This window comes from Nonomuraea jabiensis (genome assembly GCF_014204795.1).
GTDB lineage: Bacteria > Actinomycetota > Actinomycetes > Streptosporangiales > Streptosporangiaceae > Nonomuraea > Nonomuraea jabiensis.
Window position 1 is genome coordinate 8,076,193 of record NZ_JACHMB010000001.1, and the last position, 15,066, is coordinate 8,091,258.

Genomic DNA, 15,066 nt, shown 5'->3' on the forward strand with positions numbered 1-15,066 from the left:
CCATAAGCAGATGTTGGTAGGGTTTAGTCGGAAATAGGCGGATCTGAGCGGGTGGGGATAGGTGGAGGTCGAACAGACAGCGCTGCCGGGAATCGGGCTACGACACGACTTCACCACCCGTAAAGGACAGCGGGTCGGCGTCGTGTCCCACCGCACCGGCCGCCGGGACCTGGTGATCTACGACGCGGACGATCCCGACGCCGTCTGCCACGTCGTCAAGCTCAACGACGAGGAGGCCGACGCCCTGGCCGAGCTCCTCGGCGCCCCGCGCATCGTGCAGCGGCTCAACCAGCTGCACCAGCAGGTCGAGGGCCTGGTCAGCGTGCAGCTGCCCATCCCGGACGGCTCCCCCTACGCCGGGCGTCCCATGGGTGACGCCCGCGTGCGGACCCGTACCAGCGCCTCCATCGTGGCCGTCGTGCGCGGCGGGCGGGTCTTCGCCAGCCCCGGCCCCGACTTCGTGTTCGCCGCGGGCGACGTCGTGGTCGTCGTCGGCAGCGAGGACACCACGGCCGAGGTGGCCGCCATCCTGGCGGACGGGTAGGGCCGCGGGTGCACCATACCGCGATCCTCTTTCTCGAGTTCGGTGCCATAGTCCTCGCCCTGGGAATCCTGGGCGCCCTCGCGCTGCGCGTGGGCATCTCGCCCATCCCGCTCTACCTGATCGCCGGCCTGGCCTTCGGGACCGGCGGGGTGCTGCCGCTGGCGACCAGCGACGACTTCGTCGGCGTCGGCGCGGAGCTGGGCGTCGTCCTGCTGCTGCTGACACTCGGCCTGGAGTACAACGCCGACGAACTGGTCACCAGCCTGACCGGAAACGTCCGCGCGGGCATCGTCGACCTGGTGCTGAACGCCGCCCCCGGCGCGATCTGCGCGTTACTGCTGGGCTGGGGCCCGGTCGCGGCGGTGGCCATGGCGGGCGTCACGTACGCCACCTCCTCCGGCATCACCGCCAAGGTGCTGTCCGACCTGGGGTGGATCGGTAACCGGGAGACGCCGACGGTCCTGTCGCTGCTGGTCTTCGAGGACCTGACGATGGCCGTCTACCTGCCGATCCTGACGACCATCCTGGCCGGCGTGGGCCTGGCCAGCGGGGCGGTCGCCGTGGGCGTCGCGCTGCTGACCGTGAGCGTGGTGCTGGTCGTGGCGCTCAAGTTCGGGCGCTTCATCGAGGCGTTCGTGAGCAGCCCCAACAACGAGGTGCTGCTGCTCAAGGTGGTCGGGCTCGCCCTGCTCGTGGCCGGGCTCGCCCAGCAGCTGAACGTGTCGGCGGCGGTCGGCGCGTTCCTGGTCGGCATCGCGCTGTCCGGCGAGCTCGCCGAGGACGCGCAGGCGCTGCTGGCGCCGCTGCGCGACCTGTTCGCGGCGGTGTTCTTCGTCTTCTTCGGCCTCCAGACCGATCCGGCGAAGATCCTGCCCGTGGCGGGGCTGGCCGCGCTGCTCGCCCTGGTCAGCATGATCACCAAGCTCCTGACCGGCGCGTACGCGGCCCGGCGGGCGGGCATCGGCAAGGCGGGCCAGGCGCGGGCGGGCATCGCGCTCATCCCGCGCGGCGAGTTCAACATCGTCATCGCGGGCCTGGCGGTGGGCGCCGGCGCCCACCCCGATCTGGGCGCGCTCGCGGCGGCGTACGTCCTCATCCTGGCGGCCTTCGGCCCCTTGGCGGCCAAGCTCGTGCAGCCTCTCATCACCTCCATCGCCAAGCGGTCCTGATCCGCTAGTTTGTTCGCATGACCCAGCCCACCGAGAAGACGATCTGGTCCACCGACTGGGACAGCGTGGAGATCTCCGGCGAGAGCCATCGCCGGGTGCTGTTCCAGGACGTGGACATGACCGAGCTGGTCGACCACGGCTCCTCCTTCGAGGAGTGCCACTTCAGCAACGTGCGCTTCAACGTGTCGGTCCACGACGACGCCCGCTTCGTCAACTGCACATTCACGCGGTGCTCGTTCTTCGACGCGACGTTCGACGGGTGCAAGCTGACCGGCAGCGTGTTCGACGGGTGCACGTACGGGCTGCTCAAGGTCGAGGGCGGCGACTGGTCGTACGTCGGCCTCGCCGGCGCCGACCTGCGCGGCAGCGTCTTCCGCGGCACCCGGCTGCGCGAGGCCGACCTGTCGGGCGTCCGGCTGGAGGGCGCCGAGCTGCGGCGGGCCGACCTGTCGGGGGCGTCCCTGCGCGGCGCCGAGCTGACGCGGTGCGACCTGCGCGGCAGCGACCTGAGCACGCTCGACCCGCTCACCGTCACGCTCAAGAACGCGATCATCGACCCCTTCCAGGCGACGGTCGTGGCCGGCGCCCTGGGCCTCGACGTACGCGATTAGGCGGCCACCGCGATCGGCTGCGGATCTCCAGGCGGACGGCGCAGTATGGCCGGGTGACCATCACCGATCTCCTCCCGGCCGAGCGGGCCGTGGCCGAAGCCGTGCCCCATGGCAGGGAAGTCGACCTGCGCTCGGGCGACCTCGACCCGGCCGTGCGCGCGCAGGCCCTGGCCGAGGTGCTCCTCGGCGAGCACGACGGGCCCAAGCCCGCGCTGCGCCTCATCGGCGCCCGGATCACCGGCCTGCTCCACCTGGCCTTCGCCGAGATCGGCTTCCCGATCACCCTTGAGCAGTGCGCGTTCGACGAGGCGCCCGACCTGTACCAGGCGCGCACCCGGTTCCTCAGCCTGAGCGGCTCCACGCTGCCCGGCCTGATCGCCTCGAACCTCCAGGTGGACGGCAACCTGCGCCTGGCCGGCTGCCACGTCACCGGCGAGCTGCGCCTGTCCGGCGCCCGCGTCAGCGGCACCCTCAACCTCAACCGCGCCCACCTGGACAACCCGGGCGGGGCCGTCGTCAACGGCGAGCACCTCGACGTCGGGGGCAACCTGGCGGCCCAGGACGGCTTCAGCAGCCACGGCGAGATCTTCCTGACGGCCGCGCGGATCGGCGCCGCCGTCAACCTCGACGACGCCCGCCTGCACGCGCCCGGCGGCATGGCCCTGGAGGCGTCCAACCTGACCGCCCAGGTGGGCCTGTTCGCCCGGCGGATGACGGTCGACGGGGAGATCTGCGTGCGTTTCGCCCGCGTCGGAGGGCCGCTCACGCTGCGCGGCTCGCGCGTGCGCAACCCCGGCGGCATCGCCGTGCGCGGCGGCGGGCTCAACGCCGAGGGCGGCCTGTTCCTGTCGCTGGTCGAGACCGAGGGCCAGGTACGCCTGGGCAGCGCCGCCGTCGCCCGCTCGCTCAACCTCGACGGCGCCACCCTGCGCAACCCGGGCGGCGTGGCCCTGGCCGGCGACGGCCTCACGGTGGACGGCGCCCTGCACGCCCGCGACGGGATGAGCGCGGAGGGCGAGATCAGCCTGCTCGACGCCTCCGTCACCGGTCCCGCCCACTTCGAGGGCGCGAAGCTGGCCAACCCCGGCGGCTCGGCCCTCACGGCCAACGGCATCACGGTCGGCAAGGTGCTCAACCTCTGCACCGGCTTCTCGGCGCAGGGCCGGGTCCGGCTGACCAACGCCCAGGTCGGCAGCCGCCTGTGCTTCGACGACGCCACGCTGGAGGCCCCCGGCCAGGTGGCGCTCAAATGCTGGCGGGTGGAGGCGCGCGAGCTGGCCCTGCGCACCGCCGCGCCCGTCCGGGGCACGGTGGAGCTGCGCCACGCGCGCATCGGCGTCCTGCGCGACGACCCCGCCGTCTGGCCGGACGCGATGCGCATGGACGGGCTCGCCTACGAGGTGCTCGACCCCATGCTGCCCGCCGCCAGACGGCTCGGCTGGCTGCGCAGGGATCCCGACGGCTACCTGCCCAACGCGTACGAGCAGCTCGCCGCGATGTACCGGCGGCTGGGCAGCGAGGCCGACGCCCGCGACACGCTCCTGGCCGGCCAGCAGCGCCGGCGCGCCACCCTCCCGTGGTACGCCGGGCTCTGGGGCCACCTCCAGGACGTCACCGTCGGGTACGGCTTCCGCCCCTTACGCGCGGCCGCCTGGCTGCTGGCGCTCCTGGCCGTGGGCACGGTCGTGTTCGGCCTGGCCCAGCCGCCGCCGCTGAAGCCGGGGGAGGCGCCGCCGTTCCACGCGCTCGTCTACACGCTGGACCTGCTGCTGCCGATCATCGACTTCGGGCAGGAGAAGGCGTTCAACCCGCACGGCGGGGCGCAGTGGCTCGCGTACGGGCTGATCGCCGCCGGCTGGGTGCTGGCCACCACGATCGCCGCGGGCCTGACCAGATCGCTGCGCCGCGCGTAGGAACGGTCAGCCGCTGACGGCGCGCAGGGCGCCCGGCAGGCGGCCGGTCAGGCGGTCGAGCGCGGCCGAGGTGGCGGCGTCGGCCGGCAGGTAGACGACCACCCGCTGGTCGTCGTAGGAGAGCTCGAGCTGCTCGCGCCTGAGCCGCAGCTCCCCGGCCCCCGGATGCGCCAGCCGCTCCACCGGGGCCGGCACCGGCGGGACGGGCGGCCGGGCCAGTCGCCCGCTGAACGCCTCGCCCGCCACGAACGACAGCTCCGCGACCAGCTCCTCCGCGAACGGGTCGCCCTTGGTGGCCGCCAGCTTGAGCGCGGCCGCGTGCTCGTCGGCCACGCGGTCCCAGTCGGGGTAGGCGGCCCTGGCCCGCGCGTCGGCGAACACGTACCTGACCAGGTTGGGCGGATCGCCGTCGAGCAGCCCCACGGGGCCGTACAGTCGCTCGAACCCCGTGGTGCGGGCCAGCACGTCGCCCATCCGGTTGAGGAGGACGGCGGGCGCGGGCTCCAGCCGCTCGAGCACCGCCCGCACCGTCGGGCGCACCGTGCGGGCCGGAGCCGCGGCCGCGGCCGGGCACAGCCGCACGTCGCCGCTGGCCACCTTGGCCAGCTGACGCACGTGGACCCGCTCCTCCTGCGTCAGCCGCAGCGCCTCGGCCAGCGTGATGAGCACCTGCGTGGACGGGTTGCGGTCGCGGCCCTGCTCCAGCCTGGTCAGGTATTCGACGCTCACCCCCGCCAGGGTGGCCAGCTCGGACCTGCGCAGCCCGGGCGTGCGCCGCCGCGGACCGCCGGGCAGCCCGACGTCCTCCGGCTTGACGGCTTCCCGGCGGGAGCGCAGGAACGCCCCCAGTTCGTTGTCACCCACAGGCCACGAGTGTAGGCCCGGCGCCCGGCGCTTATCGTGGCCCCGCGAGGGCCAGTCTCAGCCCGGCCTCCCTCGCCTGCCCGGCGTCCACGAGCCTGGGGCGCATGGAGAACATGACATTGGCAGTGATCACCGGCAGCGTTCGCGAAGGGCGGTTCGGCCCCAGGATCACGGAGTGGTTCACCGAGCGGGCGCGCACGCACGGGCTGTTCGACCTCGACGTGATCGACCTGGCGCTGACGCCGCTGCCCGCGGTGATGCCCGCCACCCCCGAGGAGCTGGCCGACGTGGAGTCCCGCCCGGCGGCGCTCGGGCGGCTGGCCGCGCGGCTGGCGGCGGCGGACGCGTTCGCGGTGGTGACGCCGGAGTACAACCACAGCTTCCCCGCCTCGCTCAAGAGCGCCATCGACTGGCACTTCACGGCGTGGATGGCCAAGCCGGTCGCGCTCGTCTCCTACGGCGGGTACGGGGGCGGGATCCGCGCGGCCGAGCACCTGCGGCCGGTCTTCGCCGAGGTGCACGCCGTGACGATCCGCAACACGATCAGCTTCGACCAGCACTGGAGCCGGTTCGGCCCCGACGGCGAGCTGCTGGACCCGGAGGGGCCCGACGTCGCCGCCAAGGCGCTGCTCGACCAGCTCGGCTGGTGGAGCAGCGTGCTGCGGGACGCCCGCCGCACCACCCCCTACGTGGCGTGAGGCCCTAACACAGGGCCATCGCGGTCTGCCACACGCCGGGGAGCGCCGCCAGGACCAGGTCCCCCTTGCGCCGCCGGTCCCGGCGCGTCTCCGCCCCCAGGTCGGCCAGCAGCTCGCGGAAGCCGTCCTCGTATCCCTGCTCGCCCGCCTGTTCACCCGCCTGCTCACCCGCCAGGGCCCGCTTGGCCAGGCAGCGCGCGTAGGTGGCCACGAGCCAGAAGACCGCCTCCCGGTGCAGGCCGCGTTCGATGAGCTCGCGGGTGCCGTCGATGGCGATGGGCCGCGCCGGCGGGGTGATGTCCGAGTCGAACGGGTAGGAGGGGACGCGGACGGCCGCCGTGGCGTCGAACACCTTCTCCAGCATGGCCAGGTGCCGCTCGACCCGGGCCGCGCTCAGGTGAGCGGCGCCCAGCAGTTCGAGCAGGCTCTCGTGGAAGTCCAGCCGCCCGTGCTCGGCGAGCAGCTCGCGCACGGCCACGTAGCGGCGCCGGATCGTGGGGTTGCGCAGCGCCGCCACCAGCAGCACGTGGGTGGTCACCCCGGTGCCGAACAGCCACGAGGCGACCTGGTCGGGCAGGGGCGCCCGCTCGTCGATGCCGTTGATGAAGCCGCGCACCCGGTCCATGGCGTTGGTGCACCGGGCCAGGATCCACGGCCGCTCGGCGAAGTCACGTGAGACCACCCGCTGGATCTCGGTCAGCCGCCCGGACGGGTCGGCCAGCACGCAGGGCAGGTGGAAGCTGCCGGCCAGGTGGTAGTCGCTCAGCACCTCGTGCGTGGAGCCCAGCCCCGAGACGGAGGAGACCTCCAGCAGGACCCCGCGGTAGGTGAACTTGCCCAGCCGGGCGGGCTGGTCCGCGACCACGACGACGTCCACGTCCGAGGTCGCGGCCAGCTCGGCGGCCGGGTCGGCCCACAGGGCCGACCCGGTCAGGAAGGCCCCGTCGAAGCCCGGCAGCGCGGCGCCTTCCTCCAGCACCCACTGCCGAGCGATCTGTCTGGCTTCCTCAATCCGCATCCACTTCCTCCCGATCTGGGCCGCGGCGCGCGGTCCGGATCAGAACGAACGCGCCCAGCACGACAAGCACCGCCAGCCCGCCCCAGATCCAGCCGGGAACCCCCGCGGAGGACGCGGGCCGCTCGCCGGCCGCCGCGGCGGACCCGGCCGCCTGTGGCGGCGTGCTCGCCGTCGGCCCCCCGCCGATGGACGAGGGCGAAGCCGATGGAGAAGGTGATCCTTTCACGCTGAAGGGGATTTCGCCCTCTATGGGATGCCCGTCGGACGAAACGACACGCCAGGCGATGACGTAGGGGCCCGGCGGGAGCGGCTGCGGGACGTCGGTGAGCACCTTCGGCCCGTCGAGCACGGGCTTGCCGAGCGGGACCTCCTTGCCCGCCGCGTCGTGCAGCACGACGAACGGGAACTTCACGCTCGCGCTGTATTCGAGCTCGATCTCGTCGACCGAGTCGACCTGGGCGTTCTTGGCGGGCGAGCTGCTCTTGAGCGCGTCGTGCGCGAACGCCGGCGATGCCGGAAATATCAGGATGAGGGCGCACGCGAGTGCCGCCCCGATGAGGTGTCGTGGCAGGAACGCCATGATGGGTCTCCAGAACGATCTCCCGGACGCGCGCGTGGCGCCGTCCGGACACAGGCAAGGGTACGCGCCCCGCCGGGCGCGCCAAGGAACGTGTGCGTCAGCCGAAGTGCCTCGGCCCAGGGGGCGGGCCTCGCCTGAGGATCGCGCCGGAGACGGTCCTTCCCGCGTACGCGGTCAGGTAAGGGGTGACCGGCCGCCACGAGGGCCATCCGGCCTCGGCGGGGACGGCGGCGGGCAGGGGGACGATCAGCCGCGGCGCGCCGTACAGGCGGATCATGAGCCACAGCGCGCGCTCGCCCCGGTGCAGCCACCAGGCCGTCAGTCCCGCCATCGTGAGATGGACCAGCGCCATGCCGGGCGCGGGATGCCCGTGCGCCGGGCCGGCCCCGGCCGCGGGCGTGAGCCGTTCGAAGAGCTGGTGCAGCAGCATCTGGGTGCTCACGGTCGCCACCAGCACCGCCGCGGGGCCGCGTTCGCGCCCGTCGATCAGGTACGCCAGCCCGAGCGCGGCCAGCACCCCGGCCAGGTAGACCTCGAACGGCACCAGGCCGCCGCCCGCCAGCGCGTGGCCGCCCGCCGACACCGCGCCGCAGACCGTCGCGAACACGACGGCCCGCACAAGGCGCAGCACTGACGACGCGGAGGACACAGCCGATATTCTCCTGGAAGGTCGGGAGAAAGTCTCAGATTTCCCTCGGGAATTACCCCTTTGGCCGGTCCCGAGGGCCCGGGGATCGGCGTCGTAGCAGGTCATCCGGCTCTTATCCGGAGGGCCCGACAAGGGCCCGGTGACGCCGGAACACCGCGATGTGGGTTTGTGAAAGGGACGACCCGCTATTGACACTTTTTCACCGGCGCTTTCCCAGCATGGGATATTCGCCTGCGGCGTGGCGTTGAAGAGCGCCTCGCCGCAACTGTAACCATCGTACCGATCTTGTCGGCCCGCTCGGCGGGCGGCACAGGCCGGACCCTGGCCTGACGCATCCCGAAAGGTACGGTACATGTCCACTCCCAATTCACGGACAAATGCCCCAGCCAATCCCGTCCGGACCAAGGCACGTCACGCGATGAGATGGGCGATGAGCGGCTCGCTTTCGATGGCCCTGGTCGCCGCCCTGGTGCCGGCGGCCAGAGCGGACGACGACGACGACACCGACCGCGCCACCGAAACCGCCGAAACCGCCGAGACCACGGCGCCCGCGGAGACCGCCGGCACCGCGACCACCACGAACAATGACGACCGGCGCCGCCGTCGCCTCCGCCACCGCCACTTCCCCCTCATCCACGGCGACAGATGCAGCCCGCACCTGTTCTTCAAGGTGCACTCGCTCTCTCCGCGCAACTTCTTCCTGCCCCGCACCAACTACGTCGACGGCCCCGGCGGTACGGTGACGGCGTCGGTCACGCGGGAGCACGAGGTCCGCGCGTTCCTGGAGACCGAGAACGAGAGGCGGAAGGCCGTCTCCACGACTGAACCGCTCACCCGGGTGGAACCGATCACCACCCGCGAAGTGGTGCGCGAGATGCGCCGGATGGGCCTGCCGCACCTCGAAGAGCGTCACATGGTCTTCACCGGCCACGAATACAGCCGGGAGATCACCAAGGGGATGTACGGCCATCTGTGGTACCGCGTCTTCGGCTACCGCGTGGGCTGGTCGGCCTGGCAGGTGATGGGCACGTGCCGCGACGTCAGGGTCGCCAGCGGGTACGCCAACATCCCCGCCAGGGTCGAGGGCTGGCGCTACTGGGAGACCAAGTATCCGACCTTCAAGCACCGCCGCCTGCCCTGGAAGCCGTGAGCGTACGGCGCCGTTGGCCACGGGCGCGGGGGTCGTGGGACACTGCTCATGGCGCCGGGCCGGCGTGCGCCCCGTGCGGGCGCGGAAACCGCGGACAGAGGCAGCGGCAGACATGGCGATACCCCCTTCGATCCGGGTGGTTCTCGTGGAGGATCACGCCATGGTCGCCGAGGCGATCGGGCTGGCGCTGGAGCGGGTGCCCGACATCGAGGTGGTGGCCCAGACCGGTAGCGTCGCCGGGGCGGTGGCCGAGACCGGCAGGCTCCAGCCGGACGTCGTCGTGCTCGACCGGCGCCTGCCCGACGGCGACGGGATCGCGGCCATCGGGCGGCTGGTGGCGGCGGCGCCCAAGGCGCGGGTGCTGGTGCTGACCGGCGAGGCGACCGTCTCCGTGGCGGCCCGGGCGGTGGCGGCCGGGGGCGCCGGTCTCGTGGTGAAGTCGTCCCGGCTGGGGGAGCTGGAATCGGCGGTGCGGGAGGTGGCGGCCGGCGGGGTGGTGTTCGCGCCCGGGCTGCTGCCGGGGGTGCTCGACCGGCTGACCGGGCGCGCGGGGCGCCTGGGGTCCGCGCTGACGGCTCGCGAGCGCGAGACGCTGCGGCTCCTGGCCGACGGCATGGGCGCGCGCGAGATCGGCGAACGGCTCGGCGTGGCCCGCAACACGGCGCGCAACCACGTGCAGCACGTGCTGGAGAAGCTGGGCGCGAGGTCCAAGCTGGAGGCGGTCGCGGTGGCCCGCAGGGAAGGGCTGCTCGACTGACGCATTTGCACCATCTCGCGTGCCACAGGTGTACCAGCCGGCCTGGCGCTGATGCGTCTCGTGATCGGATAGTTGCTCCCCGAAAGTAGAGGGGTGGTCAGCGAGAAGGCCGGGCAGTACCAGGTCGACACCCCCCTGCCGAAGGAGATGGACAGCATCACGGCGGCGCGCCGGATCGTGCGCCGGGCCCTGGCGGAGTGCGGCTACCGGGGCCACCACGAGGACGTCCTGCTCGTGGTGTCGGAGCTGGTGACCAACGCGCTGGTGCACGGCGACGGCCCGCCGTGCCTGAGGCTGCGGGGCAGCGCGGTGCGGGTGCGGGTGGAAGTGAGCGACGACGGAGAGCGGCTGCCCGAGCCGCGTGAACCCGGTCCGTCGAACGGCTGGGGGCTGCACGTCGTCCGGCTCCTGTCCATCGGCTGGGGGATCACGCCCGCCGACGGCGACAAGGGCGGAAAGGTGGTGTGGTGCGAGCTGGCGCCCCGCCTCGCCCCGCTCCAGGCCCGCGCCTTCGACGGCTGAACCTGCCGGGGCGGTTTGGGTCATCGTGCCATGTCATGAAAAGCTGCGGTATGGCCGTGGATAACCTTCCACAAGCGGATATGGAATTACTGGTCCAGAGCATCCGCGATTACGCCATTTTCATGCTCGATCCCCGGGGCAGGATCGTGAGCTGGAACGCCGGAGCCCAGCACATCAAGGGGTACACGGCCGAGGAGATCATCGGCACCCACTTCTCCGTCTTCTACCCGCCCGAGGACGTCGCGGCCGGCAAGCCGTTCAAGGGGCTGGAGGCGGCCGCCTCCGACGGCCGCTGGGAGGGGGAGGGGTGGCGGGTCCGCAAGGACGGCACCAGGTTCTGGGCCAGCGTGGTCATCACCGCCCTGCGCGACGCACGCGGCGAGCTGCGCGGGTTCGGCAAGGTGACGCGTGACCTGACCGAGCGGCGCAGCATGGCCAGGGCGCTGGACGAGCGCGGCCTGCTGCTCGGCCGCCTGGTGCAGGCCCAGGAGCAGGAGCGCCGCCGCATCGCCTCCGACGTGCACGACGACACCATCCAGTCCATGGTCTCCGTCGGGATGCGGCTGCGGGTGCTGGAGGAGGGCCTGCCCGAGGAGCACGCGGCCGGCGTCCGCGCGCTCGGCGACGCCGTCGAGGCCGCCGTGGGGCGCCTGCGCGACCTGGCCTTCCGGTTACGCCTGCCCGGTGACGGGCTGGCGGAGGGGCTCGCCTCCTACCTGGAGCGGGAGATGCGGGGGATGACGTACGAGCTGGTGAACCACCTGGAACGCGAGCCGCCCGCCGAGGCCGCGATCACCGTCTTCCGCATCTGCCAGGAGGCCCTCACGAACGTCCGCAAGCACGCGGGAGCCGTCGCCGTCGCCGTGGAGCTGGCCTCGCTCGACGGTGGCGTCCACGTCCGCGTGCGCGACGACGGGGTCGGGATCAGCCACCAGGGCGGCCTGGACGGCCACTTCGGGCTGATCGAGATGCGCGAGCGGGCCGAGACGGCCGGCGGCTGGTGGAGCATCCGGGGCGCGCCCGGCGCGGGCACGACGGTCGACTTCTGGGTGCCGGCCGTCGCGCGCCACCCGTCATGATCCCGGCGTGATCAGCGCGAGGGTCTGGCGGGCGATCTCCCACTCCTCGTCCGTCGGGATGACGAGCACGGCCACCTCCGCGTCCGGCGGCGAGACCGCCCGCTCCTGCGCCGACTCGGCCTGGTTGAGCGCGGGGTCCACGGTGATGCCGAGCCGGTCGAGCCCGGACAGGGACTCGGCGCGGGTGGCCGCGTCGTGCTCGCCGACCCCGCCGGTGAACACGATCGCGTCCACCCGCCCGAGCAGCGCGTAGTAGGCACCGACGTACTTGCGGACGCGCCGCGTGTAGACCGCCAGGGCCAGCCGGGCCTCGGGGTCGTCGCGGGCGCGCACCTCGCGCATGTCGCCCGTCCCGGCCAGCGCCAGCAGGCCGCCCTGGCGGTCGAGCCCGCTCTCCACCTGCCGCGCGTCCATCCCGTTCACGCGCGCCAGGTAGCCGGCGAGCGCGGGGTCGACGTCGCCCGAGCGGGTGCCCATGACCAGCCCCTCCAGGGGCGTCAGGCCCATGGAGGTGTCGACGCTGCGCCCGCCGGAGATCGCGGTCGCGCTGGCGCCGTTGCCCAGGTGGAGGACGATGAGGTGGAGGGTGTCCGGATCGCGGCCGAGGAAGGCGGCGGCGCGGCGGGAGACGTACGCGCAGGAGGTGCCGTGGAAGCCGAAGCGCCGCACGCCGAGCCGCTCGCGCCAGTCGCGCGGCACCGCGTACGTGTACGCCTCGGGCGGCAGCGCCAGCTGGAACGCGGTGTCGAACACGGCCACCTGCGGCACCCCCGGGAAGGCGCCGCGCGCCACCCGGATCCCGGTCAGGCTGACCGGATTGTGCAGGGGCGCGAGCGGCGCCAGCTCCTCGATCGCCCCCATCACGTCGTCGTCGACCAGCACCGCCTCGGCGAACCGGGTCCCGCCGTGCACGACGCGGTGCCCGACCGCGACCGGGTCCAGCGCCGGCCCCGCCGCCTCGAACGCCTTCATGACCGCGGCCAGCCCCGCCTCGTGCCCGGGGAACGGCTCCTCCGACACGTAAGGGGGCCGGTCCGCGGCGTGGTGCGTCAGCCGCCCGCGCTCCTCGCCGATGCGCTCCACCAGCCCCCTCGCCGGGCGCTCGCGGGTGCGGACGTCGACGAGCTCGTACTTGATGGACGACGAACCCGTGTTCAGTACGAGGATGCGCCCGGCCACGTCCACGTCCTGATCTCGGGGGTGTCCTCGCCGTGCTCGCGCGTGTAAGCGCGGGCCCGCAGCCGCTCGTCGCTCATGCGCTGGCGCAGGTGCGCCGCCGTGGTGCCGAGGCCGGGCACCCGGTCGATGACGTCCATGACCAGGTGGAAGCGGTCGATGTCGTTCATCATGGCCATGTCGAACGGCGTGGTCGTGGTGCCCTCCTCCTTGTAGCCGCGCACGTGGATGTTGGCGTGGCCGTGGCGGCGGTAGGTGAGCTGGTGGATCAGCGACGGGTAGCCGTGGAAGTCGAACACGACGGGCCTGTCGGCGGTGAAGAGGGCGTCGAACTCGGCGTCCGACATGCCGTGCGGGTGCTCCGAGCGCGGCTGCAGGCGCATGAGGTCCACCACGTTGACGACCCGTACCCTCAGCTCGGGCATGTGCTCGCGCAGGATCGCGGCGGCGGCGAGCGTCTCCTGGGTGGGCACGTCGCCCGCGCAGGCCAGCACCACGTCCGGCTCGGCGCCCTCGTCGGTGGAGGCCCACGGCAGGATGCCCAGGCCACGGGTGCAGTGCGCGATGGCCTCCTCCATCGTGAACAGGTCCAGCACCGGCTGCTTGCCCGCCACGATCACGTTGACGTAGTCGCGCGAGCGCAGGCAGTGGTCGGCGACCGACAGCAGCGTGTTGGCGTCCGGCGGCAGGTAGACCCGCACCACGGACGCCTTCTTGTTGATCACCACGTCGAGGAAGCCGGGGTCCTGGTGGCTGAAGCCGTTGTGGTCCTGGCGCCAGACGTGCGAGGACAGCAGGTAGTTGAGCGAGGCGACGGGCCGCCGCCAGGAGATCTTCTGCGAGGACTCCAGCCATTTGGCGTGCTGGTTGAACATGGCGTCGATGATGTGGATGAACGCCTCGTAGCAGTTGAACAGCCCGTGCCTGCCGGTCAGCAGGTAGCCCTCCAGCCAGCCCTGGCACAGGTGCTCGCTCAGCACCTCCATGACCCGGCCGCCGGGGGCCAGGTGCTCGTCCGTCGGCAGCAGCTCGGCGTTCCACGCCCGGTCGGTGGCCTCGAACACCGCCGACAGCCGGTTCGAGGCGGTCTCGTCCGGCCCCATCAGCCGGAACGTCCGCGGGTTGGCGATGATCACGTCACGCAGGAATCCGCCCAGCACCCGCGTCGGCTCGCTCGACTGCCCGGCGGGCGCCTTGACCTCGACCGCGAGCCGGCGGAAGTCCGGCAGCCGCAGCGGCTCCAGCAGCTCCCCGCCGTTGGCGTGCGGGTTGGCGCTCATCCGGCGCGGGCCGCGCGGCACGGTCTCCAGGACCTCCCGCACGGGGGCGCCGCCGGGGTCGAACAGCTCCTCCGGCCGGTACGAGCGCATCCACTGCTCCAGCAGGGCCAGGTGGGCGGCGTTCTCGCGGACGTTGGGCAGCGGCACCTGGTGCGCCCGCCACGTGCCCTCGACCTGCCTGCCGTCCACTTCGCGCGGCCCCGTCCAGCCCTTCGGCGTGCGCAGGACGATCATCGGCAGCCGGTCGGCCCTGCCCTGCTTGTACGCGGCCATCTGGTCGAAGACGGTGTCCAGCGTCCGCGCCATCTCCTCATGGTCGGGGCCGACGAGGTGCGGGCGGTAGCCGTACCCCTCCATGAGCTTGAGCAGATCCCCCTCGGGGATGCGGGCGAGCACGGTGGGGTTGGCGATCTTGTAACCGTTCAGGTGCAGGATGGGCAGCACGATGCCGTCGCGGTCGCGATCGGCGAACTTGTTGGAGTGCCAGCTCGCCGCGAGCGGGCCCGTCTCGGCCTCGCCGTCGCCGATGACGCAGGCCACGACCAGGTCCGGGTTGTCGAACGCGGCCCCGTACGCGTGCGCGAGCGAATATCCCAGCTCCCCGCCCTCGTGGATCGACCCCGGCGTCTCGGGCGCCACGTGGCTCGGGATCCCGCCGGGGAAGGAGAACTGGCGGAACAGCCGCCGCATGCCCTCCACGTCCTGCGAGACGTCCGGATAGCGCTCCGAGTAGGTGCCCTCCAGCCACGCGTGCGCCACCGCGGCGGGGCCGCCGTGCCCGGGACCGGCGATGTAGATCATGTCCTGGTCCCGCTCCCGGATCACCCGGTTGAGGTGGGCGAAGCAGAAGTTCAGCCCCGGTGTGGTGCCCCAGTGGCCGAGCAGCCGCGGCTTGATGTGCTCGGGCCGCAGCGGCTCGCTCAGCAGCGGATTGTCCAGCAGGTAGATCTGCCCGACGGACAGGTAGTTCGCCGCCCGCCAGTACGCGTCGATATGCTCCATCCTCTGCTGCTTCCTCCACAGAACGCGCTAAATCCCCCAAACGACGGATAAGGT

Annotated in this window: 15 protein-coding genes; 9 read left to right on the forward strand and 6 right to left on the reverse strand. The window is 72.5% G+C overall.

What is annotated here, in order from left to right; genetic code table 11:
- The first annotated feature begins 61 nt into the window (after window positions 1-61).
- Genes HD596_RS36895 through HD596_RS36910 form a run of 4 tightly spaced genes read left to right on the forward strand, consistent with a single transcriptional unit; the run spans window position 62 to window position 4,237 of the window.
- Window positions 62-544: a cation:proton antiporter regulatory subunit gene (locus HD596_RS36895; protein WP_185074111.1), complete on the forward strand. Its 483-nt coding sequence runs from the start codon at window positions 62-64 to the stop codon at window positions 542-544.
- A gap of 8 nt (window positions 545-552) precedes the next feature.
- Complete coding sequence (locus HD596_RS36900; protein ID WP_185074112.1) at window positions 553-1,713, forward strand: cation:proton antiporter; 1,161 nt, start codon at window positions 553-555, stop codon at window positions 1,711-1,713.
- A gap of 17 nt (window positions 1,714-1,730) precedes the next feature.
- Window positions 1,731-2,324, forward strand: a complete 594-nt coding sequence (locus HD596_RS36905) for a pentapeptide repeat-containing protein (protein WP_185074113.1) — start codon at window positions 1,731-1,733, stop codon at window positions 2,322-2,324.
- A gap of 53 nt (window positions 2,325-2,377) precedes the next feature.
- The gene (locus HD596_RS36910) at window positions 2,378-4,237 is read left to right on the forward strand and encodes a hypothetical protein (protein ID WP_185074114.1); all 1,860 of its coding nucleotides are present in this window, start codon (window positions 2,378-2,380) and stop codon (window positions 4,235-4,237) included.
- A 6-nt stretch (window positions 4,238-4,243) separates the two neighbouring features.
- Here the strand turns inward: HD596_RS36910 and HD596_RS36915 are convergent, their stop codons facing one another.
- On the reverse strand, window positions 4,244-5,101 hold the full coding sequence (locus tag HD596_RS36915) for a helix-turn-helix domain-containing protein (protein WP_185074115.1): 858 nt from the start codon (window positions 5,099-5,101) through the stop codon (window positions 4,244-4,246).
- A 113-nt stretch (window positions 5,102-5,214) separates the two neighbouring features.
- On the opposite strand from HD596_RS36915, the gene HD596_RS36920 reads away from it, so the two are divergent.
- Window positions 5,215-5,799, forward strand: coding sequence for an NADPH-dependent FMN reductase (locus HD596_RS36920; RefSeq protein WP_246555112.1), 585 nt, complete (start codon window positions 5,215-5,217; stop codon window positions 5,797-5,799).
- 4 nt (window positions 5,800-5,803) lie between these two features.
- Here the strand turns inward: HD596_RS36920 and HD596_RS36925 are convergent, their stop codons facing one another.
- The 3 genes from HD596_RS36925 to HD596_RS36935 all read right to left on the reverse strand — a co-directional run bounded on the left by HD596_RS36925 (window position 5,804) and on the right by HD596_RS36935 (window position 8,046).
- Window positions 5,804-6,817 carry a hypothetical protein gene (locus HD596_RS36925; protein WP_185074117.1) on the reverse strand — a complete coding sequence of 338 codons (1,014 nt, stop codon included), beginning with the start codon at window positions 6,815-6,817 and terminating at the stop codon, window positions 5,804-5,806.
- Window positions 6,807-7,397, reverse strand: a complete 591-nt coding sequence (locus HD596_RS36930; protein ID WP_185074118.1) for a copper resistance CopC family protein — start codon at window positions 7,395-7,397, stop codon at window positions 6,807-6,809. The genes HD596_RS36925 and HD596_RS36930 overlap by 11 nt, the downstream gene beginning before the upstream one ends.
- 97 nt (window positions 7,398-7,494) lie before the next feature.
- Window positions 7,495-8,046, reverse strand: a complete 552-nt coding sequence (locus HD596_RS36935; RefSeq protein WP_185074119.1) for a hypothetical protein — start codon at window positions 8,044-8,046, stop codon at window positions 7,495-7,497.
- Window positions 8,047-8,476: 430 nt separating this feature from the next.
- Between HD596_RS36935 and HD596_RS36940 the strand changes: the two genes are divergently transcribed.
- From HD596_RS36940 to HD596_RS36955, 4 genes are all read left to right on the forward strand, one after another.
- Complete coding sequence (locus tag HD596_RS36940) at window positions 8,477-9,196, forward strand: hypothetical protein (protein ID WP_185074120.1); 720 nt, start codon at window positions 8,477-8,479, stop codon at window positions 9,194-9,196.
- A 112-nt stretch (window positions 9,197-9,308) separates the two neighbouring features.
- Complete coding sequence (locus tag HD596_RS36945) at window positions 9,309-9,953, forward strand: response regulator transcription factor (protein WP_185074121.1); 645 nt, start codon at window positions 9,309-9,311, stop codon at window positions 9,951-9,953.
- 93 nt (window positions 9,954-10,046) lie between these two features.
- The gene (locus tag HD596_RS36950; protein ID WP_185074122.1) at window positions 10,047-10,475 is read left to right on the forward strand and encodes an ATP-binding protein; all 429 of its coding nucleotides are present in this window, start codon (window positions 10,047-10,049) and stop codon (window positions 10,473-10,475) included.
- Between the two features lie 80 nt (window positions 10,476-10,555).
- Window positions 10,556-11,554 (forward strand): PAS domain-containing sensor histidine kinase, encoded by a 999-nt coding sequence (locus tag HD596_RS36955; protein ID WP_246555113.1) that lies wholly within the window; start codon window positions 10,556-10,558, stop codon window positions 11,552-11,554.
- Here HD596_RS36955 and HD596_RS36960 read toward each other — a convergent pair.
- Complete coding sequence (locus tag HD596_RS36960) at window positions 11,549-12,733, reverse strand: acetate/propionate family kinase (RefSeq protein ID WP_185074124.1); 1,185 nt, start codon at window positions 12,731-12,733, stop codon at window positions 11,549-11,551. The genes HD596_RS36955 and HD596_RS36960 overlap by 6 nt on opposite strands.
- Window positions 12,709-15,012, reverse strand: coding sequence for a phosphoketolase family protein (locus tag HD596_RS36965; protein WP_185074125.1), 2,304 nt, complete (start codon window positions 15,010-15,012; stop codon window positions 12,709-12,711). The genes HD596_RS36960 and HD596_RS36965 overlap by 25 nt, the downstream gene beginning before the upstream one ends.
- Between the last annotated feature and the right edge of the window lie 54 nt (window positions 15,013-15,066).

What these genes read in the sequence shown, in the direction of transcription:
- HD596_RS36965 (WP_185074125.1), bottom strand. Translation starts at nt 15,012, where the DNA reads ATGGAGCATATCGACGCGTACTGGCGGGCGGCGAACTACCTGTCCGTC.
- HD596_RS36945 (WP_185074121.1), top strand. Translation starts at nt 9,309, where the DNA reads ATGGCGATACCCCCTTCGATCCGGGTGGTTCTCGTGGAGGATCACGCC.
- HD596_RS36955 (WP_246555113.1), top strand. Translation starts at nt 10,556, where the DNA reads ATGGAATTACTGGTCCAGAGCATCCGCGATTACGCCATTTTCATGCTC.
- HD596_RS36925 (WP_185074117.1), bottom strand. Translation starts at nt 6,817, where the DNA reads ATGCGGATTGAGGAAGCCAGACAGATCGCTCGGCAGTGGGTGCTGGAG.
- HD596_RS36930 (WP_185074118.1), bottom strand. Translation starts at nt 7,397, where the DNA reads ATGGCGTTCCTGCCACGACACCTCATCGGGGCGGCACTCGCGTGCGCC.
- HD596_RS36920 (WP_246555112.1), top strand. Translation starts at nt 5,215, where the DNA reads ATGACATTGGCAGTGATCACCGGCAGCGTTCGCGAAGGGCGGTTCGGC.
- HD596_RS36940 (WP_185074120.1), top strand. Translation starts at nt 8,477, where the DNA reads ATGAGCGGCTCGCTTTCGATGGCCCTGGTCGCCGCCCTGGTGCCGGCG.
- HD596_RS36905 (WP_185074113.1), top strand. Translation starts at nt 1,731, where the DNA reads ATGACCCAGCCCACCGAGAAGACGATCTGGTCCACCGACTGGGACAGC.